General features: G+C 70.3%; 24 protein-coding genes. 7 read left to right on the top strand and 17 right to left on the bottom strand.

Annotated elements, in window-relative coordinates; genetic code table 11:
- Nucleotides 1-141: 141 nt before the first annotated feature.
- Complete coding sequence (locus MRBLMX7_RS12320) at nt 142-1,557, top strand: DUF222 domain-containing protein (protein WP_363368905.1); 1,416 nt, start codon at nt 142-144, stop codon at nt 1,555-1,557.
- 100 nt (nt 1,558-1,657) lie between these two features.
- On the opposite strand, the gene MRBLMX7_RS12315 is transcribed toward MRBLMX7_RS12320, so the two are convergent.
- The 10 genes from MRBLMX7_RS12315 to hemE form a co-directional block, all read right to left on the bottom strand.
- On the bottom strand, nt 1,658-2,980 hold the full coding sequence (locus MRBLMX7_RS12315) for a glutamate-1-semialdehyde 2,1-aminomutase (RefSeq protein WP_363368903.1): 1,323 nt from the start codon (nt 2,978-2,980) through the stop codon (nt 1,658-1,660).
- Nucleotides 2,981-3,158: 178 nt separating this feature from the next.
- The gene (hemB, locus tag MRBLMX7_RS12310; RefSeq protein ID WP_363368901.1) at nt 3,159-4,136 is read right to left on the bottom strand and encodes a porphobilinogen synthase; all 978 of its coding nucleotides are present in this window, start codon (nt 4,134-4,136) and stop codon (nt 3,159-3,161) included.
- Nucleotides 4,133-4,924: a uroporphyrinogen-III synthase gene (locus MRBLMX7_RS12305; protein WP_050722193.1), complete on the bottom strand. Its 792-nt coding sequence runs from the start codon at nt 4,922-4,924 to the stop codon at nt 4,133-4,135. Before MRBLMX7_RS12305 ends, hemB begins: the two co-directional genes overlap by 4 nt.
- Nucleotides 4,921-5,934, bottom strand: coding sequence for a hydroxymethylbilane synthase (hemC, locus tag MRBLMX7_RS12300; RefSeq protein WP_363368899.1), 1,014 nt, complete (start codon nt 5,932-5,934; stop codon nt 4,921-4,923). Before hemC ends, MRBLMX7_RS12305 begins: the two co-directional genes overlap by 4 nt.
- A gap of 10 nt (nt 5,935-5,944) precedes the next feature.
- On the bottom strand, nt 5,945-6,619 hold the full coding sequence (hemQ, locus tag MRBLMX7_RS12295) for a hydrogen peroxide-dependent heme synthase (RefSeq protein WP_363368897.1): 675 nt from the start codon (nt 6,617-6,619) through the stop codon (nt 5,945-5,947).
- Nucleotides 6,620-6,701: 82 nt separating this feature from the next.
- A complete protein-coding gene (locus MRBLMX7_RS12290) occupies nt 6,702-7,013 on the bottom strand; it encodes a hypothetical protein (RefSeq protein ID WP_363368895.1) in 312 nt (103 codons plus the stop codon).
- Entirely contained in the window at nt 7,000-7,407 is a 408-nt protein-coding gene (locus MRBLMX7_RS12285; protein ID WP_363368893.1) for a phage holin family protein, read from the bottom strand. The genes MRBLMX7_RS12290 and MRBLMX7_RS12285 overlap by 14 nt, the downstream gene beginning before the upstream one ends.
- A 2-nt stretch (nt 7,408-7,409) precedes the next feature.
- Entirely contained in the window at nt 7,410-7,841 is a 432-nt protein-coding gene (locus MRBLMX7_RS12280) for a hypothetical protein (RefSeq protein WP_050722188.1), read from the bottom strand.
- Between the two features lie 185 nt (nt 7,842-8,026).
- On the bottom strand, nt 8,027-9,625 hold the full coding sequence (locus tag MRBLMX7_RS12275; RefSeq protein ID WP_363368891.1) for a protoporphyrinogen/coproporphyrinogen oxidase: 1,599 nt from the start codon (nt 9,623-9,625) through the stop codon (nt 8,027-8,029).
- Nucleotides 9,626-9,686: 61 nt separating this feature from the next.
- On the bottom strand, nt 9,687-10,706 hold the full coding sequence (gene hemE, locus MRBLMX7_RS12270) for a uroporphyrinogen decarboxylase (protein WP_363368889.1): 1,020 nt from the start codon (nt 10,704-10,706) through the stop codon (nt 9,687-9,689).
- 62 nt (nt 10,707-10,768) lie between these two features.
- Between hemE and MRBLMX7_RS12265 the strand changes: the two genes are divergently transcribed.
- The 3 genes from MRBLMX7_RS12265 (at nt 10,769) to MRBLMX7_RS12255 (ending at nt 13,268) form a co-directional block, all read left to right on the top strand.
- On the top strand, nt 10,769-12,076 hold the full coding sequence (locus MRBLMX7_RS12265) for a glutamyl-tRNA reductase (RefSeq protein WP_363368887.1): 1,308 nt from the start codon (nt 10,769-10,771) through the stop codon (nt 12,074-12,076).
- A gap of 194 nt (nt 12,077-12,270) precedes the next feature.
- Nucleotides 12,271-12,846, top strand: coding sequence for an HhH-GPD-type base excision DNA repair protein (locus MRBLMX7_RS12260; RefSeq protein ID WP_363368885.1), 576 nt, complete (start codon nt 12,271-12,273; stop codon nt 12,844-12,846).
- Entirely contained in the window at nt 12,843-13,268 is a 426-nt protein-coding gene (locus tag MRBLMX7_RS12255; RefSeq protein ID WP_363368883.1) for a DUF1801 domain-containing protein, read from the top strand. Before MRBLMX7_RS12260 ends, MRBLMX7_RS12255 begins: the two co-directional genes overlap by 4 nt.
- A 29-nt stretch (nt 13,269-13,297) precedes the next feature.
- Here the strand turns inward: MRBLMX7_RS12255 and MRBLMX7_RS12250 are convergent, their stop codons facing one another.
- Together MRBLMX7_RS12250 and MRBLMX7_RS12245 are read right to left on the bottom strand one after the other, a co-directional pair.
- A complete protein-coding gene (locus MRBLMX7_RS12250; RefSeq protein ID WP_050722183.1) occupies nt 13,298-13,780 on the bottom strand; it encodes a hypothetical protein in 483 nt (160 codons plus the stop codon).
- A gap of 97 nt (nt 13,781-13,877) precedes the next feature.
- The gene (locus MRBLMX7_RS12245; protein ID WP_363368881.1) at nt 13,878-15,023 is read right to left on the bottom strand and encodes an epoxide hydrolase family protein; all 1,146 of its coding nucleotides are present in this window, start codon (nt 15,021-15,023) and stop codon (nt 13,878-13,880) included.
- 67 nt (nt 15,024-15,090) lie between these two features.
- On the opposite strand from MRBLMX7_RS12245, the gene MRBLMX7_RS12240 reads away from it, so the two are divergent.
- On the top strand, nt 15,091-16,050 hold the full coding sequence (locus MRBLMX7_RS12240; protein WP_363368879.1) for a helix-turn-helix transcriptional regulator: 960 nt from the start codon (nt 15,091-15,093) through the stop codon (nt 16,048-16,050).
- 6 nt (nt 16,051-16,056) lie between these two features.
- Here the strand turns inward: MRBLMX7_RS12240 and MRBLMX7_RS12235 are convergent, their stop codons facing one another.
- Both MRBLMX7_RS12235 and MRBLMX7_RS12230 read right to left on the bottom strand, forming a co-directional pair.
- Complete coding sequence (locus MRBLMX7_RS12235) at nt 16,057-17,442, bottom strand: glycine--tRNA ligase (RefSeq protein ID WP_363368877.1); 1,386 nt, start codon at nt 17,440-17,442, stop codon at nt 16,057-16,059.
- A gap of 181 nt (nt 17,443-17,623) precedes the next feature.
- A complete protein-coding gene (locus MRBLMX7_RS12230) occupies nt 17,624-18,313 on the bottom strand; it encodes a GNAT family N-acetyltransferase (protein WP_363368875.1) in 690 nt (229 codons plus the stop codon).
- A gap of 115 nt (nt 18,314-18,428) precedes the next feature.
- On the opposite strand from MRBLMX7_RS12230, the gene MRBLMX7_RS12225 reads away from it, so the two are divergent.
- On the top strand, nt 18,429-19,898 hold the full coding sequence (locus MRBLMX7_RS12225; RefSeq protein WP_363368873.1) for a peptide MFS transporter: 1,470 nt from the start codon (nt 18,429-18,431) through the stop codon (nt 19,896-19,898).
- 18 nt (nt 19,899-19,916) lie between these two features.
- Here MRBLMX7_RS12225 and MRBLMX7_RS12220 read toward each other — a convergent pair whose 3' ends face one another.
- The gene (locus tag MRBLMX7_RS12220; RefSeq protein WP_363368871.1) at nt 19,917-21,242 is read right to left on the bottom strand and encodes an alpha-hydroxy-acid oxidizing protein; all 1,326 of its coding nucleotides are present in this window, start codon (nt 21,240-21,242) and stop codon (nt 19,917-19,919) included.
- A 232-nt stretch (nt 21,243-21,474) separates the two neighbouring features.
- Here MRBLMX7_RS12220 and MRBLMX7_RS12215 point away from each other — a divergent pair, with 232 nt between their 5' ends.
- Complete coding sequence (locus tag MRBLMX7_RS12215) at nt 21,475-22,917, top strand: MFS transporter (RefSeq protein ID WP_363368869.1); 1,443 nt, start codon at nt 21,475-21,477, stop codon at nt 22,915-22,917.
- A 15-nt stretch (nt 22,918-22,932) separates the two neighbouring features.
- Here the strand turns inward: MRBLMX7_RS12215 and MRBLMX7_RS12210 are convergent, their stop codons facing one another.
- Together MRBLMX7_RS12210 and MRBLMX7_RS12205 are read right to left on the bottom strand one after the other, a co-directional pair.
- A complete protein-coding gene (locus tag MRBLMX7_RS12210) occupies nt 22,933-23,328 on the bottom strand; it encodes a hypothetical protein (protein ID WP_363368867.1) in 396 nt (131 codons plus the stop codon).
- Between the two features lie 37 nt (nt 23,329-23,365).
- Nucleotides 23,366-24,289: a serine hydrolase gene (locus MRBLMX7_RS12205; RefSeq protein WP_363368865.1), complete on the bottom strand. Its 924-nt coding sequence runs from the start codon at nt 24,287-24,289 to the stop codon at nt 23,366-23,368.
- Nucleotides 24,290-24,339 lie beyond the last annotated feature (50 nt).

Below are 24,339 nucleotides of genomic sequence, written 5' to 3'. Positions count from 1 at the left end.
CAACGATCCCTTGTCTGTTCCCACCATCGCGCGCTGTTCCATTCCGATGTTCTGCTCGAGTTTCGAACAAAGATACTAAACTCGAGGCATGGCAGCAATTCACGACACCGATCTCGACCACCGCCGGGCTCTGCTCGACGCGTGGGCGAGAAGCGGCGTCGGATCGCCGTCCTCGAGTCCGAGGCCTCGTCGCTGCTCGCCGATCGGATGGCGCTGAGCCAAGCGGATTCGGCGGAGTACCCCTTCCACCGGGATGCGATCCACCGCTCGATGGTCGCCGAGTACGCCGCGGCCGGTCGCTTATCCACCGGCGCGACGGAGCACGCGTTCACAGATGCCGCATTCCTGCGCCGGGGCCACCCCGAGGTGCTCGCTGCCTTCCGCACAGGCTCGATCACAGCCGCCCACGTGCGGGCCATCATCCGCGAGGGCGGCGTCGTCCGTGAGGCCGTCATGAACGGACGAGCGGATGCCGAGGCTGCGGACGACTACGACGCCGGGGCCGTGATCGTCGCGCAACGCGAGTCCCCCGCGCGCACCGCCGTGCACGTCCGTTCCCTCGCCGCGGTGCTGGCCGGAGCGACCCTGCGGGAGCGCCATGCACGCGCGCGGTCGGAGCGCACCGTCACGCTGCGCTCCGTCGACGACGGACTCGCACTGCTCACCGTGGTCCTGCCAGAACATCTCGCGGTCGCGATCATGGACCGACTCACCCAGCTCGCGCGCGGTGTGCTGGCCGCGCGCACGGACTCGTCCCGGAAGAATGCGCGCCTCGCCGGTGTCGCAGACGCTCGGGACGCCGGTGTCGCAGACGCTCGGGACGCCGGCGAGGAGACGACATCGGCCGATCGCGACGACCATGCGATCTTCGCCGGCGCGACGTTCACGGTGGACCCGTCGATCACAGCAGATACGCCGACGGTCTCTGCGGGAGGCGGCGAAGACATCAATGCCCTCCCACGACACCTGTCTGACGATCGCACCATCGACCAGGTCCGCACCGACCTGCTCACCGATCTCCTGCTCTCTGCCGCACCCGGCGACGCTCACGGAACCGCTCTCGACGGCATTCACGCCCGCATCCAGGTGACGGTCGCGGCGTCGACGCTCGCCGGCCTCGACGATCGTCCAGCCGAGCTCGACGGCTTCGGTCCGCTGCATCCCGACATCGCACGGGATCTCGCCGGGCGCAACAGCGGGTGGTCGCGACTGTTCCTCGACGCTCGAGGACTCGTCACCGAGACGGACACCTACACTCCGACCGAGCCGATGCGCCGATTCCTTCGAGCCCGAGATCAGCACTGCCGCTTCCCCGGTTGTCGGATGCCGGTGCACCGCTGCCAGATCGACCACACCCACGATCACGCCAAGGGCGGTCGGACCGAGGTGCACAACCTCGGGCACCTGTGTGCGACCCACCACGTACTCAAACATCCGGACATCGCCGACGACCACCGATGGACCGCGCGGCAACTTCCGGACGGGACGATCGACTGGCTCAGCCCGCTGGGCCGCATTTATCGCGACGAGCCACAGCGCCGGGTCATGTTCTCCTGACAGGGGGAGGTACTGCCCGCGGGCGTGATCGCGCCCCGCCGGATCACGCCAGTCGTGCGACCTGCAGGGCATGTGCGCCCGGCACCCGGTCAGGTTCGCATCATCCCCGCGCGTTCGCGGCAGCCCGGGCTGCCGCCGGGAGTGCTGCCTCGATCCGCTGCAGATCCTCCTCGTCGTGAGCGGCGGTGAGGAACCACGCCTCGAACACGCTCGGCGGCAGCGCCACGCCCTGCTCGCGCATGCTGTGGAAGAACGGCGCGTAGCGGAACGATTCCTGGGCCTGCGCTTCGGTGTAGTCGCGCGGGGCGGTCGGCCGGAACGACCCATTGAACAGGTTTCCGGCGTGGGCGACGGCATGGGTGACGCCTGCGTCCGCAAGCGCGCGGTCGAGGGCCGATGCGACGCGTGCAGCGGCAGCGTCGACAGCCGCATAGACCTCGGGCGTGGCGAGGCGCAGGGTCGCCAGACCGGCCGCGACCGACAGCGGATTCCCCGAGAGCGTACCCGCCTGATACACAGGCCCCAGGGGCGCCAGAAGATCCATGACCTCGGCGCGACCCCCCAGAGCGGCGAGCGGCATCCCGCCGCCGACGACCTTGCCGAACGTGACGATGTCGGGTGTGTACTGCTCGCCGGCCGCAGCCTGCAGACCCCAGAAGCCCGCGGGGTGCACCCGGAATCCCGTGAGCACTTCGTCGAGGATCAACAACGCGCCGTGCGTGTGCGCCGTGTCAGCCAGGAAGGCGTTGAAACCCGGGTCCGGCGCGACCACGCCCATGTTCGCCGCAGCGGCCTCGACGATCACCGCGGCGATGCGGTCGCCGTGCTCGGCGAACACCGTCTCGAGCGCGGTGCGGTCGTTGTAGTCGATCACCAGGGTCTGCGCCGCGATCGGCGCGGGCACTCCCGCGGAACCAGGAAGAGCAAGCGTCGCGACACCCGAGCCCGCAGCCGCCAGCAGCCCGTCGGAATGACCGTGATAGTGCCCCGCGAACTTCACGAGAAGGTCGCGACCCGTGGCACCGCGAGCCAGTCGGATCGCGGTCATCGTCGCCTCGGTGCCCGTCGACACGAGACGCACACGCTCGATCGGAGCGGCGTCGCCCACGCGCACACGACCCGCAATCAGCTCGGCGAGCTCGACCTCACCCTCGGTCGGCGCTCCGAAGGACAACCCGCGGGTGGCGGCGTCCTGCACCGCGGCGACGACCTCGGGATGTGCATGCCCGAGCAGCGCGGGCCCCCAGGACGCGACGAGATCGACGAACTCGACGCCCGCGGCATCCGTCACCCGCGCACCGCGAGCCGAGGCGAGGAAACGCGGGGTTCCACCGACGGACCCGTACGCCCGAACCGGCGAGTTCACCCCGCCGGGGATCACCGCTCGCGCGGCGGAGAACAGGTCGTCATTGCGGTCGGTCACAGCACACTCCTCGGACAGGGCACGGACGGCTCCGAGCACACCCTCCAGGCTATCCCCGGCGCCTGTACACAGGACTCAGGGCCGGGCGCACACGACTCAGGGCCGGTGCTCGCAGAGCGGAACGGGACGCGCGGACTCAGAGCGCGGTGAGGACATTCAGCGCGCCTCTCGCGCGCGCTCAGCCTCTCAGCAAGCGGGCCGCCTCGGTCGCCCAGTACGTGAGCACGGCGTCGGCGCCCGCACGGCGGATCGAGAGGAGCGATTCGAGGATCGATGCGCGCCGATCGATCCAGCCGTTCGCCGCTGCGGCCTCGATCATGGCGTACTCCCCCGACACCTGGTACGCCCAGACCGGGACATCGACGGAGTCCCGCACCTCGCGGAGCACGTCGAGGAAGGCCATCGCCGGCTTGACCATGACGATGTCGGCGCCCTCCTGCTCGTCGACGACGGCCTCGCGCACGCCCTCGCGCCGGTTGCCCGGATCGAGCTGATACGTGCGGCGGTCGCCCTTCAGCTGCGAATCGACGGCCTCGCGGAACGGGCCGTAGAAGGCACTCGCATACTTCGCCGCGTAGGCGAGCAGCAGCGTGTCGGTGAAGCCCTCGGCATCCAGAGCTCGACGGATCACGGCGACCTGACCGTCCATCATCCCCGACAGGCCCAGCAGCTGCGAGCCGGCGCGCGCCTGCGCGAGCGCCATCGACGCGTACCGCTCCAGCGTCGCGTCGTTGTCGACCGAGCCGTCCGGCGCCAGCACACCGCAATGCCCGTGGTCGGTGAACTCGTCGAGACAGAGGTCGGTCTGCACGACGATCGCATCGCCGACCTCCGCAGCGAGCGCCTCGGTCGCGACGTTGAGGATGCCGCGCGGGTCATCGGCCCCCGAACCCTGCGCGTCACGCACAGCCGGCACTCCGAAGAGCATCACACCGCCGACGCCCGCCTCGGCAGCCTCCGTCGCCGCGCTCTTCAGCGAGTCGAGCGAATGCTGCACGATGCCCGGCATCGAGCCGATCGGCTGCGCCTCCGTGACGCCCTCGCGCACGAACAGGGGCAGCACCAGCTGGCGAGGCTCGATCGAGGTCTCGCGGACCAGCCCGCGCACAGCCGGGGACTGTCGCAGCCTGCGCAGGCGCACGTCGGGGAAGCTCACGGCGCCAGCTCGTCCGCCGCGTGCGGAAGCGTGAACGTCGACACCGCGTCGATGAGCGCATCGACGGTCTGTCGATCGGCGACCACCGTGATGGGGAGCCCGGCCTTGTCGGCATCCCGAGCAGTCCGCGGGCCGATCGCCGCGAGCAGCGTCTCATCCGGGATCTCCGGGAATTGCTCGCGCACCTGCGCCGCGACAGAACCGCTGGTGATGAGAATCGCGTTGATCCGGCCGTTCTCCACGTCGCGCTTGATGCGATCCGTCACCGGCACGCCGACCGTGCGATACGCCACGACGCTGTCCACGTCGTGCCCGGCCTCCTGCAGCAGCACACTGAGCACCGGCTTCGCGATCTCGCTGCGCAGCGCGAGGATGCGTCGCGGCTCGGTCTCGAGAGCGATCAGCTGCTGCGCCATCCCCTCGGCGGAGTTGTCCTGCTCGGGCACGAGAGCGACCTCGTAGCCGACGGCCTGCAGGGCCGCGGCCGTCGTCTCGCCCACCGCGGCGATCTTCGTCCCCCGCGGCACGACCGCGCGATGCGCGAACATCACGTCGACAGTCGTCGCGCTCGTCACGGTCAGCCAGTCGTACGCGCCGTCGGCAAGCTGCGCGAGCGCCACGTCGAGTGCCGCCTGGTCCGTGGTCGGGGCGAAATTGATCAGCGGCGCGACCACCGGCACCGCGCCCTGGGCACGGAGGCTCGCGGCGACGCCGTCGCCCCACGGCCCCCCGCGCGGCACGAGGATGCGCCAGCCGCTCAGCGGTCGGTCCTGCTTCGATTCAGTCATGAAGAATGCTCTCGGGAAACAAGGTCAGCCGCCCCTTGTTCGAGCAGCCGACGGGCAACAGTCAACCCGAGCTCGCGCGCTGCGTGCATCGGGTCTGCACCATCGGCAGCATCCGCCCCATTGCCACTGCCGTTCCGACGAATATACTCCCCGTTCAGCACCTCGGTGACGTCGAGGCCGATCCGACGCTCCCCTTCGGGGGCGTAGACGACCGTCCTGACGCGGATCTCGTCGCCCTGCAGAACCGCGTGCGCGGCCATGGGGGCTTGACAACCGGCATCGAGACCCTCCAGCACCGCGCGCTCCACCGTGATGGCCACCCGGGTGTCGTGATCGTCGAGCTCTGCGAGCGCATCGAGCAGCTCCTGGGGCGCATCCGTGCGGGTCTCGATCGCCAGCGCACCCTGCCCCGGTGCGGTCGGCCACTCGGCGAGGCCGAGCTCCTCCCGCCGCAGGGGCGAGTCCGTGCCAAGACGCGAGAGACCCGCGGCGGCGAGGATGACGGCATCGAGCTCGCCCGAGGCGACGCGCTGCAGACGGGAGTCGACGTTGCCGCGCAGGTCGACGACCTTCGCGTGCGGCGACCGTCGACGCACCTGCGCGATGCGACGCGGCGAACCGGTGCCGACCGTGCTCCCCGATCGCAGCGCGTGGAGCGGTGTGCCCCCACGGGTGATCGCGACGTCCCGCGCATCCTCGCGCACGGGCGTCGCGGCGATCACGAGACCGTCGGGGATCGCCGTCGGGAGGTCTTTGAGCGAGTGCACGAGGAAGTCGCATTCCCCCGCGAGCAGAGCCTCGCGCAGGCGTGTGGCGAAGATGCCCTGCCCACCGATCTCCGACAGCGAGGCGCGGTTCGTGTCGCCCTCGCTCGTGATCGGGACGAGTTCCACCGCGCGGCCCGATACCTTCTCGAGCGCGGCTGCGACATGACCCGACTGCGCCTGCGCGAGCGCGCTGCGTCGGGTGCCCAGACGGATGGGGGCGGAGCGGTCGATCGAAATGCTCATGGACGACCTACTACAGGACGTCCGCGATCTCGTCGAACCGGAGTCGGCGCCCCGTGTAGAAGGGCACCTCCTCCTTCACGTAGAGGCGCGCATCCGTGTAGCGCAGGTCGCGCATCATGTCGACGAGGTCGGTGACGTCGTCCGCCTCCATCGGGAGGATCCACTCGTAGTCGCCGAGCGCGAAGGCCGCGACCGTGTTCGCGATGACGCCCGTGAACGCCGCACCCTTGCGGCCGTGATCCGCGAGCATCTTCCGACGCTCCTCCTCCGGCGCGAGATACCACTCCGGCGTGCGCACGAACGGATACAGGCACAACCAGTCCTTCGGCTCGACGCCGCGGAGGAATCCCGGCACGTGCGCGCGGTTGAACTCCGCGTCGCGGTGCACCCCCATGACGTTCCACACCGGCAGCAGCGAACGCAGCAGCTCGGTGCGACGCAAGCGGCGCAGCGCACGCTGCAGCTCCTCGGCGGTCTCACCGTGCAGCCACACCATGAGATCGGCGTCGGCCTTCAGACCGGATACGTCGTAGAAACCGCGCACCGTCACGCCCGAGTCCTCGATGTAGCCCGCGATCGTCTCGAGCTCCGTCGAGTCGGACTCGGTCACCGGGACATCGGGGTTGCGCCGCCACACGGCCCACAGGGTGAAGCCGGACGGGTTCTCTTCGCGCTCATCGGACATGTATCCAGTCTGCCCCCTTTGCGAAGGAGTAGCGAACGCGGAGGAACCCGGGTCGATCGCAGCCGGGAGAACCCGCTCTCACTCAGCGCGACAGCGCCCGGGCGATCACCCACACAGCTCCGCCGACGACGGCGGCGAGAGCGACGGATGCGGCAGTCGCCGCCGCGGGGTTGCGGTCCGCGAACGCACGGGCCTTCACCACCGCCCGCTTCGATGCCTTGTCGATGCGGCGCGGGAAGTTCCCCTTCACCTCGATCGCGGCGAGAGCCGCCTTCAGCTCCGCACGAGCCGACTCCACCGGATCGGCGATGCCCGCGGGCACGGCCGTCTTCGGCAGAGTCGCCATCGTGACGTTCGATCGAGACGAGCGCAGGGAGTTGTCAGAATTGGTCATCGCCGGCTTCCTTCACGAGTCGGAGGTCTGCGCCGACCGCCTGGGCGGGATTCTCGCGGCGGAGCACCTTGCGGAACTTCAGGATGCCGAGCAGCGCGAAGAACAGCACGGCGAGCAGGAGGATGCCGAACACGGCGAGCGCCGACAGCCACACCGGCCACCACGACGACAGACCCGCGATCGCGAACACGAGGATCACGGGCACCGCCCAGAACAGGAAGAACAGGGCGACGACGAACCACACGGCGCCGATCCCGGCACCCTTCGCGGTCTTCGCGACCCATTTCTTGCCGGCGTCGATCTCGGCCTTGACCAGGTTCCCGATCAGCTCGGGAAGGTCGCCGATCAGCGACAGCAGACTGTCATCCGCGCGATCGCGGTAGCCCCGGGCCATGGTCAGTCACCGGACTTCGTCGTGGAACGCGACGACGTCGATCGGCTGGATGCCGGCTTCTTCGCAGCCGGCTTCTTCGCGGCGGGCTTCTTGGCGGCGGACTTGGTCTCTTCCACCGCATCCTCGGTCGCGTCGACGATGTCGTCCGCGGCCTTCTTGCCGGCGGCCACGGCTGCGTCGAGGCGCTGCCCCGCCGTGCCGCCGCCGTTCGCCGAGCGCACGACCTTCTGCACGCCCGACCAGATCGCTCCCGGGACCGCGGCGGCCTTGTCGCCGACATAGCCCTTGACCTTCTCGACCTGCTCCTGCACCGGATCGAGGTGCCACACCTTGAGCCACTGCGTCTTGATCTGCTCGTAGCGCTCACGTCCGGCGCGCGTTCCGAGGACGTATCCCACGCCGAGTCCTACGACGAGTCCGATCTTCCCCTTCATGGGGTCTCCTCACGTTGTTCCGGTGCGATCGCCCGGGGGCGACCCGGCGGCTCGGCGCCGCCAGCCAGGTGTCCAGCGTAACGCCGTATGCCGATTTCGGCATCTATCGCGTAGAGGGTTGACAGACGAGCCCGGTTCGCGGTCAGAACGAGCGAGCCCGCGACACCGATCCCCTCCGCCCGAGTTCACTCCCAGAGGAGCGCCCGGCGCAGGCGGTCGGCCTCGTCGTGCGCGTCGGGGACGACCTGGGCGAGGCCGGTGCCGGCCATCCACGCGCCGACGACGGCCAAGCCGGGCACGGCGCGGACCGCCGCGCGCGCAGCATCCCGTCGGTCTCCGGAGCCGATGATCGAAGCCGGCTGGGCCTGCACGAACCGCGACCGATAGGCGGCGAGGAGATCCCCATCGGTGAACGACGTCCCGAGAAGCGCCCCGGCCTCCCGCAACGCCAGCCGCGCCGCGTCGGCGTCGTCGAGACCCGCCGTCGCCGCGGGCTCGCCCTGCGCGCCGAACGACACGCGCACGACGTGTCGATCTCCGGCAGACTCCTGCAGCCACGTCCACTTCGCGCTCGAGTGGGTGAGCGCCTTGGCGGTGTGGCTCCCGGGCACTGTGAGCACCCCGGTACCGCGCGGAGCGCCCTGCAGCGCCCCTGCCGACAGCAGCAGCGTGACGATCTCGATCTCGGGGGCCTCGGCGGCGTCGGTCTTCGCCAGCGCAGGGACGGCGGCGGCGAGCAGAGTGCGGGCCACGGTCTCGGACGTGGCGACGACGATTCCGTCGGCGTCGAGAACGAGGGGGTCGCTCTCATGCGTGCGTGACGCACCCGCAGCGTCCGGAGATACCGCAGCCGCAGCGTCCGGAGACAACGCTTCTGCATCGTCGGGCTGCACCATCGCGACGCGCCATGTCTCGCCCTCGCGGACCACACCCGTCACCGGTACCCCGGTGCGCACCTCGCCGCCGAGCTTCTCGATGTCGGCGACGAGCGCCTCGACGAGCACGCTCATGCCTCCGACGAGGCCCTCGACGGCAGCGCCGGGGGACTTCGCCTGCGCCGCCCGAGCGGCGCCCTCATCGCGCAGCACCTGCACCGCGCCCGACAGCGAGCCGACACGGGTGAGGGCCGCGTTCAGGCCGGGCGCCGCGACCTCCACGTCGACGTCCTCAGGCGACGCCGAGTACACGCCCGTGGTCACCGGAGCCACGAGACGGTCGCACACCCTCGCACCCATCCGGGTGCGGACGAGCTTGCCGAGGCTGTGATCGTGGCCGATCGTGAGCGGCGGGCGGATGCGGTCGAGGTAGGCGCGCCACACTCCCGACCACCCGATGATCCGGCGCACATCCTCCTGGAAGGGGTTGCTCGGGATGCCGAGGATGCCGCCGACCGGCAGCGGTGCGGCGCCGACGCCGGGGATCCCCGCGAGCCAGGCACCGCCCGCCGCGGGCGCGACGATGCGATCGGACAGTCCGAGCTCGGCGAGGAGCGCTCGCACATGCCCTCCGCGGGTCGCGTAGCTCTCGGCGCCCGCGTCGAGCACGACGCCGTCCAGCTCGGCGCGGCGGATCGCGCCGCCGACGGCATCCCCCGCTTCGAGCACCGTGACCCTCATGCCTACCTTGGCGCACTCCCGCGCGGCGATGAGTCCGCCGATGCCGCCGCCGATCACGACGACGCGTCGCTCCGCCGCGCGAGCGGCGCGTGCTTCGAGCTCGATCCGCGAGCTCTCCGCAGCGGAAGCCTCGTCGGGGCTCCCGGAACTCCCCTCGGCGCGGGTCATGAGCGCACCAGCTCCACGATGCGCGTGAGCTGGTCGGGATCGGTCTCGGTCTGCACGCGCGTCATGAGTGCACCAGCTCCACGATGCGCGTGAGCTGGTCGGGATCGGTCTCGGGCGGCACGCCGTGACCGAGGTTGAGGATGTGCCCCTTCGCCGCTCGCCCCCGCTCGAGCACATCGCGCACGTGCGCCTCGAGCACAGGCCAGGGCGCCGACAGCAGGGCCGGGTCGATGTTGCCCTGCACCGCGGTGTCCGGTCCGACGATCTCCGCGGCCTCGTCGAGCGGCAGACGCCAGTCGACGCCCACGCCGTCGGCCACGCCGTCGAGGCGCATGTCGGCGAGGAACGGACCCGTCCCCACGCCGAAGTGGATGGTCGGGACGCCGATGCCCGCGAGCGCGGCGTGCGAATGCGGGGCGACGAAGCGCCGGTAGTCGGCGGGGTTCAACGACCCGGCCCACGAGTCGAAAAGCTGCACGACCGACGCTCCCGCGTCGCGCTGGATCTCGAGGAACCGGCGCGAGACACGCGCGAGCCAGCCGGCGAGGCGGTCCCAGGACGCCGGGTCCGCGTGCATCATGGCCCTCGCCCGCAGGTGCTCCTTCGACGGGCCCCCCTCGACGAGATAGGCGGCGAGGGTGAACGGCGCGCCCGCGAACCCGATCACCGGGGTGTCGCCGAGCTCGGCCGCGACGATGCGCACGGCCTCGGCCACCGCCGTGCCGTCCAGGGACTCGGGGTCGATCGCGGTGATGCGCTCGACGTCCGCGGCCGAGCGCACCGGATTCGCGAACACAGGCCCGCGGCCCGGCTCGATCTCGACGTCGACGCCCGCGAGACGCAGCGGGATCACGATGTCGCTGAAGAACACGGCGGCGTCCACTCCGTGCCGTCGCACGGGCTGGAGGGTGATCTCGGCGGCCAGATCGGGGGTGAGGCAGGCATCCAGCATCCGCGTCCCGACCCGCAGTTCACGGTACTCGGGCAGCGAGCGACCGGCCTGCCGCATGAACCACACGGGGGTGCGATCGGGACGGGGACCGGTGAGGGCGCGCAGCAGCGGGGCGTCGGAGAGGGCCATGTCTCCATCCTCCCATCCCGCTCTCCGACCGACCTGTGCGTGAGGAGGGGTAGACTCGTGGGGTGCTGCTGTGTGTCACGGCGAGTCACAAGACCGCCTCCTTCGAACTGCTCGAACGCCTGAGCCGCACCCCCCACGACGTCGCCTCCACCGTGGTGGACGCAGCGTCGTGCGTGCAGGGTGCTGTCGTGCTGGCGACGTGCAACCGCTTCGAGGCGTACGTCGAGATGGACGAGCCCGTCACTGCGGCCGGCGCGATCGGCGTCGAGGCCGTGCTCGAGGCCGTCGAGTCCGCGACCGGCATCACCGTGGCCGAGCTGGACGGCGCCTACGAGGTCCACTCCGGCCGCCACGTGGCCGAGCACCTGTTCTCGGTCGCCTCGGGGCTCGAATCCGTGGTGTCCGGCGAGGGCGAGATCGCGGGCCAGGTTCGTCGCGCGCTGAAGAGCGCCCGCAAGGACGGCACGACGTCGCCGGAGCTGGAGCGCCTGTTCCAGCGCGCGAGCCAGGCTCAGCGCAAGGTCAAGAACGTGACAGCGCTCGGTCGCGCCGGCCGATCGCTCGTGCGCCTCGCCCTCGAACTCGCCGACAGCCGGATCGCGGACTGGTCGGCAGAGCGCGTGCTGCTCGTCGGCACCGGCGCGTACGCGGCCGTGACCCTGGCCACTCTGCGAGAGCGCGGTGCCGTCGACATCTCGGTGTACTCGCCGTCCGGACGCGCCGAGAAGTTCGCGGCGAAGCACGGCCTCCGTGCCGTCGCGGCTGCGGACTACGCGCGTGTCGCCTCACGATCGAGCCTGCTGATCACCTGCACGACGGCCACGGAGCCGGTGCTGACGTCCGCGCAGCTCGAGGCTCCGGCCGGGCTCTCCGCCGTCGGCTGCCCCGTGACCTCCCACAGCCAGCTCGTGATCGACCTCGGCATGCCGCGCAACGTCGATCCGGCCGTCGCCACGCTCGAAGGCGTCTCGCTGCTCGACCTCGAGACGATCAGCCTGCACGCGCCGCTCGAGGAGCTGCAGGCGACGGATGCCGCGCGCTCGGTCGTCCGCGAGGCCGCCGACACGTTCCACGTGGTCGGCAGTCGCCAGAGCGTCACCCCGTCGGTGGTCGCACTGCGCTCACACATCTTCTCGCTGCTCGACTCCGAGATCGACCGCGCCCGCGCGCGCGGAGACGAGGACGGAAAGGTCGAGCAGGCGCTGCGCCACCTCGCCGGGGTGCTCCTCCACGCACCGACGACGCGCGCCCACGAGCTCGCCGACGCCGGTCGCGCAGACGAGTTCGCCGCCGCTCTCTCGACGCTGTACGGCCTCGAGCCGGTCGAGCCCGCGCAGACCGCGATTCCGGACGACGCAGCGACCGCCTGAAACCCGGGGCTGGGCGAGTCCCTCCCTCCACAGCCGCTCCCGAGCGAGACTTCTCCACGGAGACCCACGTCCGCGCATCCGCGCTCCGCGGTCCGGGCCGAGAACGCCGACGTCAAGATCTCGATCGCTCGGGTCGAGGGGCCGATCGTACGCAGACTGCAGCGTCTGTGAACAGGGACTGTCACACTGGACGCATGGCCCTTCACATCACCGGAGACACCGCCGCCGACGCGCTGCTGACCGACAACCCGCTCGCCCTCCTCGTGGGCATGCTGCTCGACCAGCAGGTGCCGATGGAGACCGCGTTCGCCGGGCCCCTCAAGATCGAGCAGCGCACCGGCGCGGCCGACGCCGCATCCATCGCCGGCATGGACCCCGAGGAGTTCCTCGAGGCGTTCAAGACCACCCCGGCCGTGCACCGCTTCCCCGGCTCCATGGCGACCCGCGTGCAGACGCTGTGCCAGGACCTCGTCGACCACTGGGGCGGTGACGCGGCGGCGCTGTGGACCCAGGGCGACCCGAACGGCGCCGAGGTTCTGAAGCGCCTGAAGGCCCTGCCGGGGTTCGGGGAGCAGAAGGCGAAGATCTTCCTCGCCCTGCTCGGCAAGCAGTACGGGTTCGCGGGCGAGGGGTGGCGCGAAGCGGCCGGCGCCTACGGCGAGGAAGGCTCGTTCCGCAGCGTCGCCGACATCGTCTCCCCCGAGTCCCTCGCCAAGGTGCGCGAGCACAAGAAGGCCATGAAGGCCGCGGCCAAGGCGGCGAAGGCGTGAAGCCCACGGGCGACGACGTCGCCGGCCTGATCGCTCGCGCCAAGCCGGCGACCCGGCGACGCGACGCCGAGACCCTCACCGCACTCATGCAGGAGGTCTCGGGCCGCGAGCCCGCGACCTGGGGGACGATCATCGGCTTCGGATCCTGCCACTACCGCTACCCCACCGGCACGGAGGGCGACAGCGGACTCCTCGGGTTCGCGCCCCGGGCGGCGGCGACGACCATCTACCTGTTCGAGGGCACCGACGCGCACGCGGAGGCGCTGAGCACTCTCGGCCCGCACACCACCGGCGCGAGCTGCGTCTACATCAAGGACCTCGAGCTGATCGATCTGGACGTGCTCCGGGGGATCCTCGAGAGGTCCCTCGCTTGGATGGAAGCCGGCGGCTCGCCCGAAGCGCGCATCACCGTCACGGGCTGACGGCCAGCGTTCTCAGCCCACCGAGACGCTCAGCGCAGGACCTCGACGAGGGCCACCCACGACACGACGATCGCGGAGACGATCGCGAGCAGACACCCGGCAGCGGCCGCGTACAGGCCGGAAGGATGCCCCACCGCCACCAGCACGCCGGCGACGAGATACGCGGTGAGCGGCAGGAAGCCGATGAGGTACTTGAGCGGGCGCGCGCGGTCGGCCGGATCCGGGTCCCGTGCGATCAGCCGCGTGACGTTCACCTGGAACACCGACATCAGCAGCGTCGCCAGGACCATGAGGATGCCGTACCAGACGAGGTCGATATCGGGGACGAGTCCGAGCGCGGAGACGGCGAGTGCGAGCACGAGCGCGGCGATCCCCGCGAGCAGCCGAGCCGTGAGCGTGCGCGACTTCACGATCTCGGCGATGTTGACGCTGGCCGCGACGATCACGAGGCCGGCGAGGGCGGCGGTCGCGCCCGCCATCGCGACGTTGAACTCGCTCCACTCCTCGATCATGAGACGTCCCCGATCATGAGGACATCGTAGGCCTGGGAGCACCCGCACGCCGAGCCCCTCGCGTCAGCGGACGCGAGGGGCTCGGCGGGGACGCGGTTCAGCGGCGATCGGCGAAGAAGGCGCGGATGTCGCCGGCCAGCACGGCCGGACGCTCCAGGGCTGCGAAATGGCCGCCCTCGTCGAAGCGGCTCCAGTGCACGATGTTCGAGTTGTCGCGCTCGGCGAACACCCGGATGGTCTGGAAGTCGTCGGCGAACACGGCGACCCCGGTGCGCGCGGCGTTGATGCGCGGCGCGGCCTCCTCCCCGGCATCCGCTCGGGCGTTCTCCAGATAGCTGCGGTTCATGCCGGAGGCCGCGTTCGCGAACCAGTTCACGCTGACTTCGAGCAGGATCGTCTCGAGCGGCACGAGCGAGGTGCCGTTCCCGAAGGAGTTGAACAGCTCGCTGTAGGCGAGGAGTCCGACGGGGGAGTCGCTGATCCCGACCGCCACGGTCTGAGGCCGGGACGAGTTCATCGCGTTATAGCCGCCGACCGACTGGAACCACTGCATGTGCTCGAGACCGGCGTAGTCCTGCGGCTCGAGGCGCTCGAACTCCGACGGGTCGCCCGACGGGAACGAGAACAGCTGCAGCACGTGAAGTCCGAGGAACCCCTCGGGCTCCCGCAGCCCCAGCTCGCGGGCGACCATCGCGCCGTTGTCGGAGCCGTGGATGCCGTAGCTGTCGTAGCCGAGTCCACGCATGAGGCGGTCGTAGGCCTCCGCGACGCGGGCGGTGGTCCATCCGGACGACGCGAGCGGCTGTGAGAACCCGTAGCCCGGGGCGTCAGGGATCACGACGTCGAACGCATCCTCGGCACGACCTCCGTGCGCGACCGGGTCGACGAGCTCGTCGATCAGGTCGAGGTAGTCGACGGACGACCCCGGATAGGTGTGCGCGAGCAGCAGTGGCGTGGCGCCCTCGTGCCGGGAGCGCACGTGCAGGAAGTGGATTGTCTGGCCGTCGATCTCCGTCGTGAACTGGGGCACGGCGTTGATCCGGTCCTGAGCGGCCGACCAGTCGAACGCCCGCCAGGCGGCGATCGCCTCGCGGAGGTAGGAGTTCGGCGTACCGGCATCCCAGTCGTCCGTGGGCGAGGGCTGCGGCAGTCGGGTGCGGGCGAGGCGATCGTGCAGATCGGCGACCTCGGCGGCGGAGATCGAGACCGTGAAGGGGCTGAAGGTGAGGTTCGTTTTTTCCATATCTCCACGGTAGGAACCCATTAGGTTGAATATGTTCCTAATGGAAGCATCGATTCTCGGAGATGTCATGACCGATCCGACCGCCCGCCTGCTCGCGCTCCTGGCACAGCTGCAGACCGCGCCAGGGCGCTCGGGCAGCGAGCTGTCCGCACGGCTCGGAGTCTCCGCTCGCACGATCCGTCACGACATCGAGCGCCTGCGCGACCTCGGCTACCCCGTCGACGCCACGCGAGGATCGACGGGCGGCTATCGGCTCGGCGCCGGAGGCAAGCTCCCGCCGCTGCTGCTCGACGACGAAGAGGCCGTAGCGGTCACGGTCGGACTCCGCGCCGCGGCCGGCATCGCAGGGATCGCGGACTCGGGCGCCCGTGCCCTCGCGAAGCTCGAACAGGTCCTGCCCTCGCATCTGCGCCCCACGGTCGACGCCCTGCGGTCGAGCGTCGACAGGGCACCCGAGAACAACGACACCGACGCCCCCGACCCGGAGGTCGACGCCGCCGCGCTGCAGGCCATAGCCACCGCGATCCGCAACGAGGAGTGGCTGCGCTTCGACTACGACGACGCGGCCGTGCTCATCGAGCCCTACCGCCTGCTCACCTGGCATCGCCGCTGGTACCTCGTCGGCCGGGACCCGCAGAGCGAGGAGTGGACGACGTTCCGCGTCGACTGGATGGGACTGCGGATGCCGACACGGCGACGCTTCGCACCGCAGCCTCTCCCCGGCGGCGACTACACCGCGTTCGCGATGCGCACGATCGCCGTGAGCGGATGGGTCGTGCACGCGCGGCTGCGCATCGACGCCCCCGCCGAGGTCGTGCTCGACCGCATCCATGCCGCCGTGGGTGTCGTCGAACCGGTCGACGACACCCACTGCATCCTCGTCACCGGCGCCGACAGCCTCGACACGGTCGCGGCGTACATCGGGATGCTGATGATGGACTTCACGGTCGAGTCGCCGCCCGAGCTGATCCCGCGACTGCGCGTGCTGTCGGAGAGATACGCGCGCGCGGTCGCCGGATCGAGGTGAACCGGCTCAGGCGCCCCGGAGACGCTCCGCGAGGTAGGCGTGCAGCTCGTCGATCGCCACGCGCTCCTGGGCCATGGTGTCGCGGTCGCGCACCGTCACGGCGTGGTCGTCGAGCGAGTCGAAGTCGACCGTGACACAGAACGGCGTGCCGATCTCGTCCTGACGGCGATAGCGGCGCCCGATCGCCCCGGCGTCGTCGAAGTCAACGGCCCAGGAGGTGCGCAGCGTGTCCGCGACCTCGCGGGCGAGGGGCGACAGACGCTCGTTGCGCGACAGCGGGAGAACGGCGGCCTTCACGGGAGCGAGACGCGGGTCGAGCTTGAGCACGGTGCGGACGTCGGTGCCGCCCTTCGCGTTCGGCACCTCCTCCTCGACGTACGCATCGACGAGGAACGCCATCATCGCGCGAGTCAGACCGAACGAGGGCTCGATCACGTACGGCGTGTACCGCTCACCCGAGGCCTGGTCGAAGTAGGTGAGGCTCTGGCCGGAGGCCTCGCTGTGACTCGACAGGTCGTAGTCGGTGCGGTTCGCGACGCCCATGAGCTCGCCCCACTCCTTGCCCTGGAAGCCGAACCGGTACTCGACGTCGATCGTGCCGGCGGAGTAGTGCGCGCGATCCTCTTCGGGCACGTCGAACTGGCGCATGTTCTCCGGGTCGATCCCCAAGTCGATGAACCAGTTCCAGCAGGCCTCGACCCAGTGCGCGAACCAGTCCGGCGCGTCGGCAGGAGGGGTGAAGAACTCGATCTCCATCTGCTCGAACTCGCGCGTGCGGAAGATGAAGTTGCCGGGGGTGATCTCGTTGCGGAAGGCCTTGCCGACCTGGCCGATGCCGAACGGCGGCTTCTTGCGGCTCGCGGTGAGCACGTTCGAGAAGTTCACGAAGATGCCCTGGGCGGTCTCGGGACGCAGGTAGTAGAGGCCGGACTCGTCGTCGACCACGCCGAGGTACGTCTTCACGAGACCCGAGAAGTCCTTCGGCTCGGTGTACTGCCCCTTGGTGCCGCAGTTCGGGCACGGGACGTCGGCCAGACCGTTCTCGGCCTTGCGGCCCTTGCGCGCCTCGAAGTCCTCGATGAGGTTGTCGGCGCGGAAGCGCCTGTGGCAGCTCAGGCACTCGACCAGCGGATCGGTGAACGTCGCGACGTGACCCGACGCCTCCCACACGCGCTTCGGAAGGATGATGCTCGAGTCGAGGCCGACCATGTCTCCGCGACCCCGCACGAACGTCTGCCACCACTGGCGGCGGATGTTCTCCTTGAGCTCCGTGCCGAGGGGTCCGTAGTCCCAGGCGGACCGGGAACCGCCGTAGATCTCACCCGCCTGGAAGACGAACCCGCGGTGGCGGGCGAGGGCGATGACCTTGTCGAGACGAGACTGTTCGGCCACGGTGGCTCCAATGGTCGGATGGGGAAGGATGCGGAGAAACCCGGGAACCCGGGCACGTCAATCCTATCCGCGCTGGATTATGCGCGAGTGAACAGGTAACCCCGTCACGCAGTGAACAGGTAGCCCCGCTCGACGTCGAAGCCCGCGATCCGCAGACCGCTGCCGAGCAGGCCCTCACCCCTCACGCAGTGAACAGGTAGCCCCGCTCGACGTCGAAGCCCGCGATCCGCAGACCGCTGCCGAGCAGGCCTTCCATCTGCGCGCGGAGGCGGGTGCGCCATTCGTGCGCGGCTGCGGGATCCGACTCCCGCAGGGCCTCGATGTCGGAAGGGATCTCGAGCGTCTCGACCACCAGGTCGGGTGCCGGGGCCTTGGCGATGTCCGCGAGGGCCCACTCGACGTCGAGACGGTCGCTCTCGTCACCGGCATCCCCTCCGCCGAAGATGCCGTAGCGGTTGATCGAGTACCCGGTCACGCGGGCGCCCAGCACGGAGAGGAAGAAGTGCGCGTTGCGTGCGACGAGCGGGTCGAACGTCCAGGTGATGCGGCCGACGTCGCGCGAGAACGCCCACTGGCGCTGGTGCTCCTTGAGCTCGCGCCCCCAGCCGCGCCCCCGGTACTCCGGAAGCAGCGCCGTGATGTGGGAGTGCATCGCCCGCTGGGCCGGAGCGCCGAAGAACGCGATCGAGGCTCCGACCATGCGCTCTTCCCCGCCTTCGCCGTCGAACAGGCCCACGACGTAGTTGCCGGACTGCTGCAGCGCGCGCAGAGTGCCGGCGTCGATCACGCGTTCGGGGCCGCGGATGGAGTCCAGCACGCCCTGCGCGTCGATGATGAGTTCAACGGTGTCGAGATCACGGATGGTTCGCACCCTCACAGTCTGTCCCTCATCGCCTCAGGTGCGAAACCCGACCCCGGGGTGTCAGCGGTTCGGGTAGGGGAAACCACTCGCCACATCCAAGGCGTCTGCGGAGTACCGTCGGAGGATGAGCACCGCAGAGCAGACCAGCGCGAGCGACCGCCAGGACACCCGCTTCTTCGGGCAGCCGTGGGCGCTCGTCCACGTCTTCGGCGTCGAGATGTGGGAGCGCTTCAGCTTCTACGGCATGCAGGGCATCCTGCTGATCTACCTGTACTTCTCCGTCACAGAGGGCGGGCTCGGACTCCCACAGGCCGTCGCGGGCGGGATCGTCGGAGCGTACGGCGGCTCCGTCTACCTCTCGACCATCCTCGGCGCCTGGATCGCCGACCGGATGCTGGGATCCGAGCGCGTGCTGTTCCTCAGCGCGATCGTGATCGTCGCCGGCCACGTCGCTCTCGCACTGCTGCCCGGTTTTCTCGGCGTCGGCGTGGGACTCGTGCTCGTCGCCCTCGGCTCGGGCGGACTCAAGGCCAACGCGACCTCCGTCGTCGGCACGCTGTACAGCGCCGACGACACCCGTCGCGACGCCGGGTTCTCGCTGTTCTACCTCGGCATCAACCTCGGCGCCTTCCTCGGCCCGATCCTCACCGGAATCCTGCAGTCCACCCTCGGCTTCCACTTCGGGTTCGGACTCGCGGCGATCGGCATGACGCTCGGCCTCGTGCAATACGCCTTCGGACGCCGAGGGCTGCCCGACGAGGCGCGTCGCGTGCCCAATCCGCTCCCCGCGAAGCGCTACCCGCTCGTCGCGGTCGTCACGGTGGCCGCGATCATCGTGATCGTCGCCCTGGTGCTGCTCGGCGTGATCAAGCCCGACAACCTCTCGACCATCGTGATCATCGGCACGGTCGTCGCGGCGATCGCCTACTTCGCGGTCATCCTCAGCAGCCGCCGGATCGATGCGACCGAGCGCTCGCGCGTGTGGGGCTTCCTGCCTCTGTTCGTCACGAGCGTCGCGTTCTGGTCGCTGTACCAGCAGCAGTTCACGGTGCTCACGGTCTACTCGGACGAGCGCCTCGACCGCAACATCTTCGGCTTCGAGATGCCGGTGTCCTGGGTGCAGTCGATCAACCCGGTGTTCATCATCATCCTGTCGGGGGTATTCGCCGCCATCTGGACACGGCTCGGCGCCCGCCAGCCCTCGACACCGGTGAAGTTCGCGCTCGGCGCGATGATCATGGGGTCGGCGTTCCTGCTGTTCCTGATCTTCGCGAACGGCGCCGCGAACTCGACGCCGCTGCTCGCGATCGTCGGCATCCTGCTCGTGTTCACGATCGCCGAGCTCCTGATCTCCCCGGTCGGGCTGTCGGTCACGACCAAGCTCGCACCCGAGGTCTTTCACACGCAGATGGTCGCGCTGTTCTTCCTCTCGATCGCGCTGGGCACCGCGATCTCCGGCTGGCTCGTGCGCTTCTACGATCCGAAGAACGAGGTGCCGTACTTCGCGATCCTGGGCGGCATCGCGATCCTCGTCGGCGCCGGCCTGCTCCTCTCGGTGAAGCCGGTGCTGCGGCTCATGAAGGGTGTGAGCTGAGGGATCCGTTCTGGGCGGTCACACCGCGCGGAGCGTGTCCCGGTCGAGTTCAGCCACGGCGGTGAGACCCGCGAGGCCGAGGGTGATGTCGAGCTCGGCCAGCACATTGCGCACGACCTGGCCGACCCCGACCTCGCCGGCGATCCCGAGCCCGTAGGCGTAGGGGCGTCCGAGCGCGACGGCCGTCGCCCCGAGCGCGAGGGCGATCGCGGCGTCCGCGCCGCCGCGCACACCGGAGTCGAACACGATCGGCACCCGCCCGGCCACGTGCTGTGCGATGTCGGGCAGCACATCGAGGGTCGGGACGGAGCGGTCGATCTGGCGGCCGCCGTGGTTCGAGATCCAGACGCCGTCGGCCCCGGCGTCCAGCGCATGCTGCGCGTCGTCCGGGTGCACGATGCCCTTGAGGATGATCGGCAGGGTGGTCCACTCACGGGCCTTCGCCAGGTCTCCCCAGGTGAGCGCCGGCGTGGAGAACACGTCGAGGAAGGTCTCGACGGCCGCGCGCGGGAGCGGAGAGCGGATGCTGTCGCGCAATCCCGCACCGGTGAGCGGTGCTCCCTTGCGTGCGATCGTCATCGCTGCCGCCACGGCTTTCGGCGTGACCTTCACGGCGGGCGCCCCGCCATGTGAAGGACGCGCTGCGCGCTCGCGCACCAGGCGCTGGAAGACCGGATCGCTCGTGTACTGCGCGATCCCGAGGCCGCGCGTGAACGGGAGGTAGGCGAGGTCGAGGTCGCGCGTGCGCCAGCCCAGCAGATGCGTGTCGAGCGTGACCACGATCGCCTCGCATCCCGACGCCTCGGCCCGCGCGAGCAGCGAGGCGTTGAGCTCGTCGGACGCCGACCAGTAGAGCTGGAACAGGCGGGCGCCACCGGGCGCGGCATCCCGCACCTGCTCCATCGGGAACGACGCCTGGTTCGACAGCGTGTACGGCACGCCGAGGGATGCCGCCGCCCGGGCGACCGCGAGATCCGCGTCCCGGTGCGCCAGCTCCATGACACCGAGGGGCGCGAGCAGCAGCGGCGTCGGCCGACGACGGCCGAGGAACTCGATCGACAGGTCGCGCTCGGAGACGTCGCGGAGCGGTCGCGGCCACACCTGCCAGCGGTCGAACGCGGCGCGGTTCGCGCGCACCGTGGACTCGGCCCCGGCGCCGCCCGCGATGTACGCGAACGCCTCCGCGCTCAGCGCCCGGCGGGCGGCTCGCTCGAGAGCGCTCGGATCGACCGGCACGGCCGGGCGGGTGCCGCTGATCCCCGCGCGGTAGACATCGGACTGGGTGCGCCGGGAGATGCCGCGGCCCGCGGCGGGATCGTCCGGAGCGACGCTGCTCGTGACCATTCCCACATGCTAGTCACCGGGACTCGTCCGGGCCCTGCCCTGCCCCGACTGCTCTCGCCGATCCCGCCCCTGCCGCTCTGCCGCTCCCGAGGGTCCGCGGCTCGCCCTGCCGCCCCGGCCACTGCCGCCCCTGCCCCTGCACTCGCCCCTCGCGCTCCGCCCCTGCGCTCGGCCCCTGCGCTCGACCCTTGCGCTCGGCCCCTGCGCCGCCCAGCGCCGATATGTTGGAATGATGGGAGAGAACGACGATCGCGCACGCAGACGGCTCTCCCGACAGGTCCCCCGCTGGGCGACGATCGCCGTCCTCGCCTTCACCGGCCTGTGCGCGTCCTTCATGTTCACCCTCGTCGTGCCCCTGCAGGCCGAGCTCCCCCGCCTGCTGAACGCCTCGCGCGAGGACACCACCTGGGTCGTCACGATCACTCTGCTCGTCGCGGCCGTCGCGACGCCGATCTCGGGCCGCCTGGGCGACATGTACGGCAAGCGACGCGTCGTGATCGCGCTGCTCGCGCTGCTGATCGTCGGCTCCCTCATCGCCGCCCTGTCGGGTTCGATCGTCGGCGTCATCATCGGCCGGGCCCTCCAGGGCGCCGTGACGGGCGTCGTGCCGCTCGGCATCGCGATCATGCGAGACGTGCTGCCGCCCGAACGTCTCGGCACCGCCGTCGCCCTGATGAGCGCGACCATGGGCGTCGGCGGAGCCGTGGGGATGCCGGTCGCCGCGCTCCTCGCCGAGAACGCCGACTGGCACTGGCTGTTCTGGCTCGCCGCGGCGCTCGGGCTGATCGGGCTCGCACTCGTGCTCCTCGCCGTGCCGGAGGACGTGCTGCGCACCCCTGGTCGGCTCGACGTCGTCGGCGCGATCGGACTGGCCATCGGCCTCACCGGCATCCTGTTGTTCGTCTCCCGCGGAGCGCAATGGGGCTGGACCTCTCCGCTCACGCTCACGTGCATCTTCGGCGGACTCGGCGTGCTGCTCCTGTGGGGCTGGTACCAGCTGCGCACGACCGACCCCCTGCTCGACCTGCGCGTCGCCGCACGACCCGCAGTGCTGTTCACGAACATCGCCGCGATCGGCATGGGGTTCGCGCTGTTCGCCTCGAACGTGACCTTCCCGCAGCTGCTCGAGATGCCGGTCGCGACCGGTTCCGGCTTCGGGCTCGACATGGTGTCGGCGGCGCTCGTCGTGATGCCCGCCGGACTCGTCATGATGGTGATCTCACCCCTGTCCGGATGGCTCGAGCGTACGGTCGGACCACGTCCGCTGTTCACCGTCGGCGCGACCGCGATCGTGCTCGCCTATCTGTTCGTGCTGCTGTGGTCGAGCGAGGTGTGGCACATCCTCGTCGGCAACATCCTCATCGGCGTGGGCATCGGGTTCACGTTCGCCGCCATGCCGATGATCATCATGCGGTCCGTGCCCGCGAACGAGACCGGTGCGTCGAACGGCCTGAACGCGCTGTTCCGCTCGGTGGGCACCTCGAGCGCCTCGGCGGTCATGGGCGGGGTGCTCGCGGCGATGAGCGTGGAGGTCGACGGCGTCGCCATCCCCACGCGCGCCGCCTTCGACCTGTGCTTCTGGCTCGCGATCGCCGCGGGCGTCGTCGCCGTGCTGCTGTCGCTGTTCATCCCGCGTCAGCGCGCGAGCGAGCAGCATCCGTCACTGCCCGGCTGACGACGAGTCCCCCGCTCAGAGCACCCGCGGGTCCGGGTCGTCGTGACGCGGCGGACGAAGACGCGCGGGGATCGGCCACGGGAGCGAGAATCGCTGCGTCGGGGGCCGGGTCACGTCCCCGAGATCGTCGACCTTCACCACGATGCGCCCCGGGTTCCCGTCCCCATCCGGAGTGACCTCGAGGATCCGCACACGCAGCGCCCGGTCGGCCTCCCCCTCAAGCATCCAGGGTTCCGCGAGCCACGCGATGCCGTGGTCCTCCAGAGCGACCTCGGCCTCGAGCCAGTCGACCGGCGCCGACACCGGGCGACCGAGCACGTCGACCGCGACCCAGCCGTCGCCGTCGGGGTGGATCCACCCCAGCAGCTCGCCGTCGTCGCGGCGGTGCGGGGTCCAGTCGGAGCGGGGCATAACCAGATAGCGTACTCCGACAGTGCGTGTTCTCCGGCTAGTGCGTGTATTCCATGAGCTCGACGCCCAGGACGCGGAACGCGTCGTGAGCCCGCAGGCGGTGCGTGATCGAGAGGTCGTCGAAGCAGACGATCATCGAGTACCCGACCCCCGCGCGCGGGCCCGCGAGCACTCCGGCTTCGGCCCGCACGCCTCGATCGCGACCCGTCTTGTTGATGAAGAGCAGCCCATGGGCGTCGTGGTCGTGCGCGAAAGGATCCAGGCCCGTCGAGGCCGCCACGAGGCTGAGGTCCTGGTTCAGGCTGAGCCACTCCGCGACCTGCGCGCTCACCGGCGCATCGACCACCTGCGAGTTCACGAGGGCCGAGAACAGCCCCGCGAACTCCCGTGCCGAGCCCACCGCGACCTGCGGCGCGTCATCCGGGCCGCGCTCATCGCGGAACCGGTCGAGCAGCGCCGTGCGGCGCAGGCCGAGGTCTTCGATGCGCCGACGCACCCGGTCATGGCCCACACGATGCAGAAGGGCGTTCACCGCGATCGGATCGCCCGCGGTCGCCGCGAGGACCGCGAGATCCTCGAGCGGGAGCGCCGGGGCGTGCAGATGCCGCCAGAGACCCGACGTCGACACGGAGTCGACCGCGCTGCGCTCGACGATCTCGAGCGGATCGAGCGTTCCGGCCTCGAAAGCCGCGGCGACCTCGATCAGCAACGGGACGACGCCGAGCCCCGCGACTGGCATCGTCACGTGGTCGTCGCCGGACAGGACGTGCACGTGGTTGTCGAGATCGACGACGTGCACCGACACCTGCGCCCCGGCGTCCGCGAGCTGCTCGAGCGCCCGCAGCGTCGCCGTGAACGATCGACGTCCGGCCGCGGCACGGCGTGGCAAGCGGCGGCTGGCTCGCTGAGAGCGGCGCAGCGAGGCCAGAGGTGGCCCATCGACAGGCTCGGGAGCGCCCACGCGTGATCCTTACAGGGGGGTGTGGATTGGCGGGTAGCCGCGGGGTTCGT

The sequence above is a fragment of the Microbacterium sp. LMX7-1.2 genome, assembly GCF_040675935.1.
Classification (GTDB): Bacteria; Actinomycetota; Actinomycetes; order Actinomycetales; family Microbacteriaceae; genus Microbacterium.
Note: the sequence above shows the minus strand (reverse complement) of the source record. Positions and strands in the feature narration are given on the sequence as shown.

Coding starts and splice junctions, on each gene's coding strand:
- MRBLMX7_RS12305 (WP_050722193.1), bottom strand. CDS start 4,924: ATGACTGAATCGAAGCAGGACCGACCGCTGAGCGGCTGGCGCATCCTC.
- hemC (WP_363368899.1), bottom strand. CDS start 5,934: ATGAGCATTTCGATCGACCGCTCCGCCCCCATCCGTCTGGGCACCCGA.
- hemQ (WP_363368897.1), bottom strand. CDS start 6,619: ATGTCCGATGAGCGCGAAGAGAACCCGTCCGGCTTCACCCTGTGGGCC.
- MRBLMX7_RS12290 (WP_363368895.1), bottom strand. CDS start 7,013: ATGACCAATTCTGACAACTCCCTGCGCTCGTCTCGATCGAACGTCACG.
- MRBLMX7_RS12285 (WP_363368893.1), bottom strand. CDS start 7,407: ATGGCCCGGGGCTACCGCGATCGCGCGGATGACAGTCTGCTGTCGCTG.
- MRBLMX7_RS12280 (WP_050722188.1), bottom strand. CDS start 7,841: ATGAAGGGGAAGATCGGACTCGTCGTAGGACTCGGCGTGGGATACGTC.
- MRBLMX7_RS12275 (WP_363368891.1), bottom strand. CDS start 9,625: ATGACCCGCGCCGAGGGGAGTTCCGGGAGCCCCGACGAGGCTTCCGCT.
- hemE (WP_363368889.1), bottom strand. CDS start 10,706: ATGGCCCTCTCCGACGCCCCGCTGCTGCGCGCCCTCACCGGTCCCCGT.
- MRBLMX7_RS12260 (WP_363368885.1), top strand. CDS start 12,271: ATGGCCCTTCACATCACCGGAGACACCGCCGCCGACGCGCTGCTGACC.
- MRBLMX7_RS12250 (WP_050722183.1), bottom strand. CDS start 13,780: ATGATCGAGGAGTGGAGCGAGTTCAACGTCGCGATGGCGGGCGCGACC.
- MRBLMX7_RS12245 (WP_363368881.1), bottom strand. CDS start 15,023: ATGGAAAAAACGAACCTCACCTTCAGCCCCTTCACGGTCTCGATCTCC.
- MRBLMX7_RS12240 (WP_363368879.1), top strand. CDS start 15,091: ATGACCGATCCGACCGCCCGCCTGCTCGCGCTCCTGGCACAGCTGCAG.
- MRBLMX7_RS12225 (WP_363368873.1), top strand. CDS start 18,429: ATGAGCACCGCAGAGCAGACCAGCGCGAGCGACCGCCAGGACACCCGC.
- MRBLMX7_RS12220 (WP_363368871.1), bottom strand. CDS start 21,242: ATGGTCACGAGCAGCGTCGCTCCGGACGATCCCGCCGCGGGCCGCGGC.
- MRBLMX7_RS12215 (WP_363368869.1), top strand. CDS start 21,475: ATGGGAGAGAACGACGATCGCGCACGCAGACGGCTCTCCCGACAGGTC.
- MRBLMX7_RS12210 (WP_363368867.1), bottom strand. CDS start 23,328: ATGCCCCGCTCCGACTGGACCCCGCACCGCCGCGACGACGGCGAGCTG.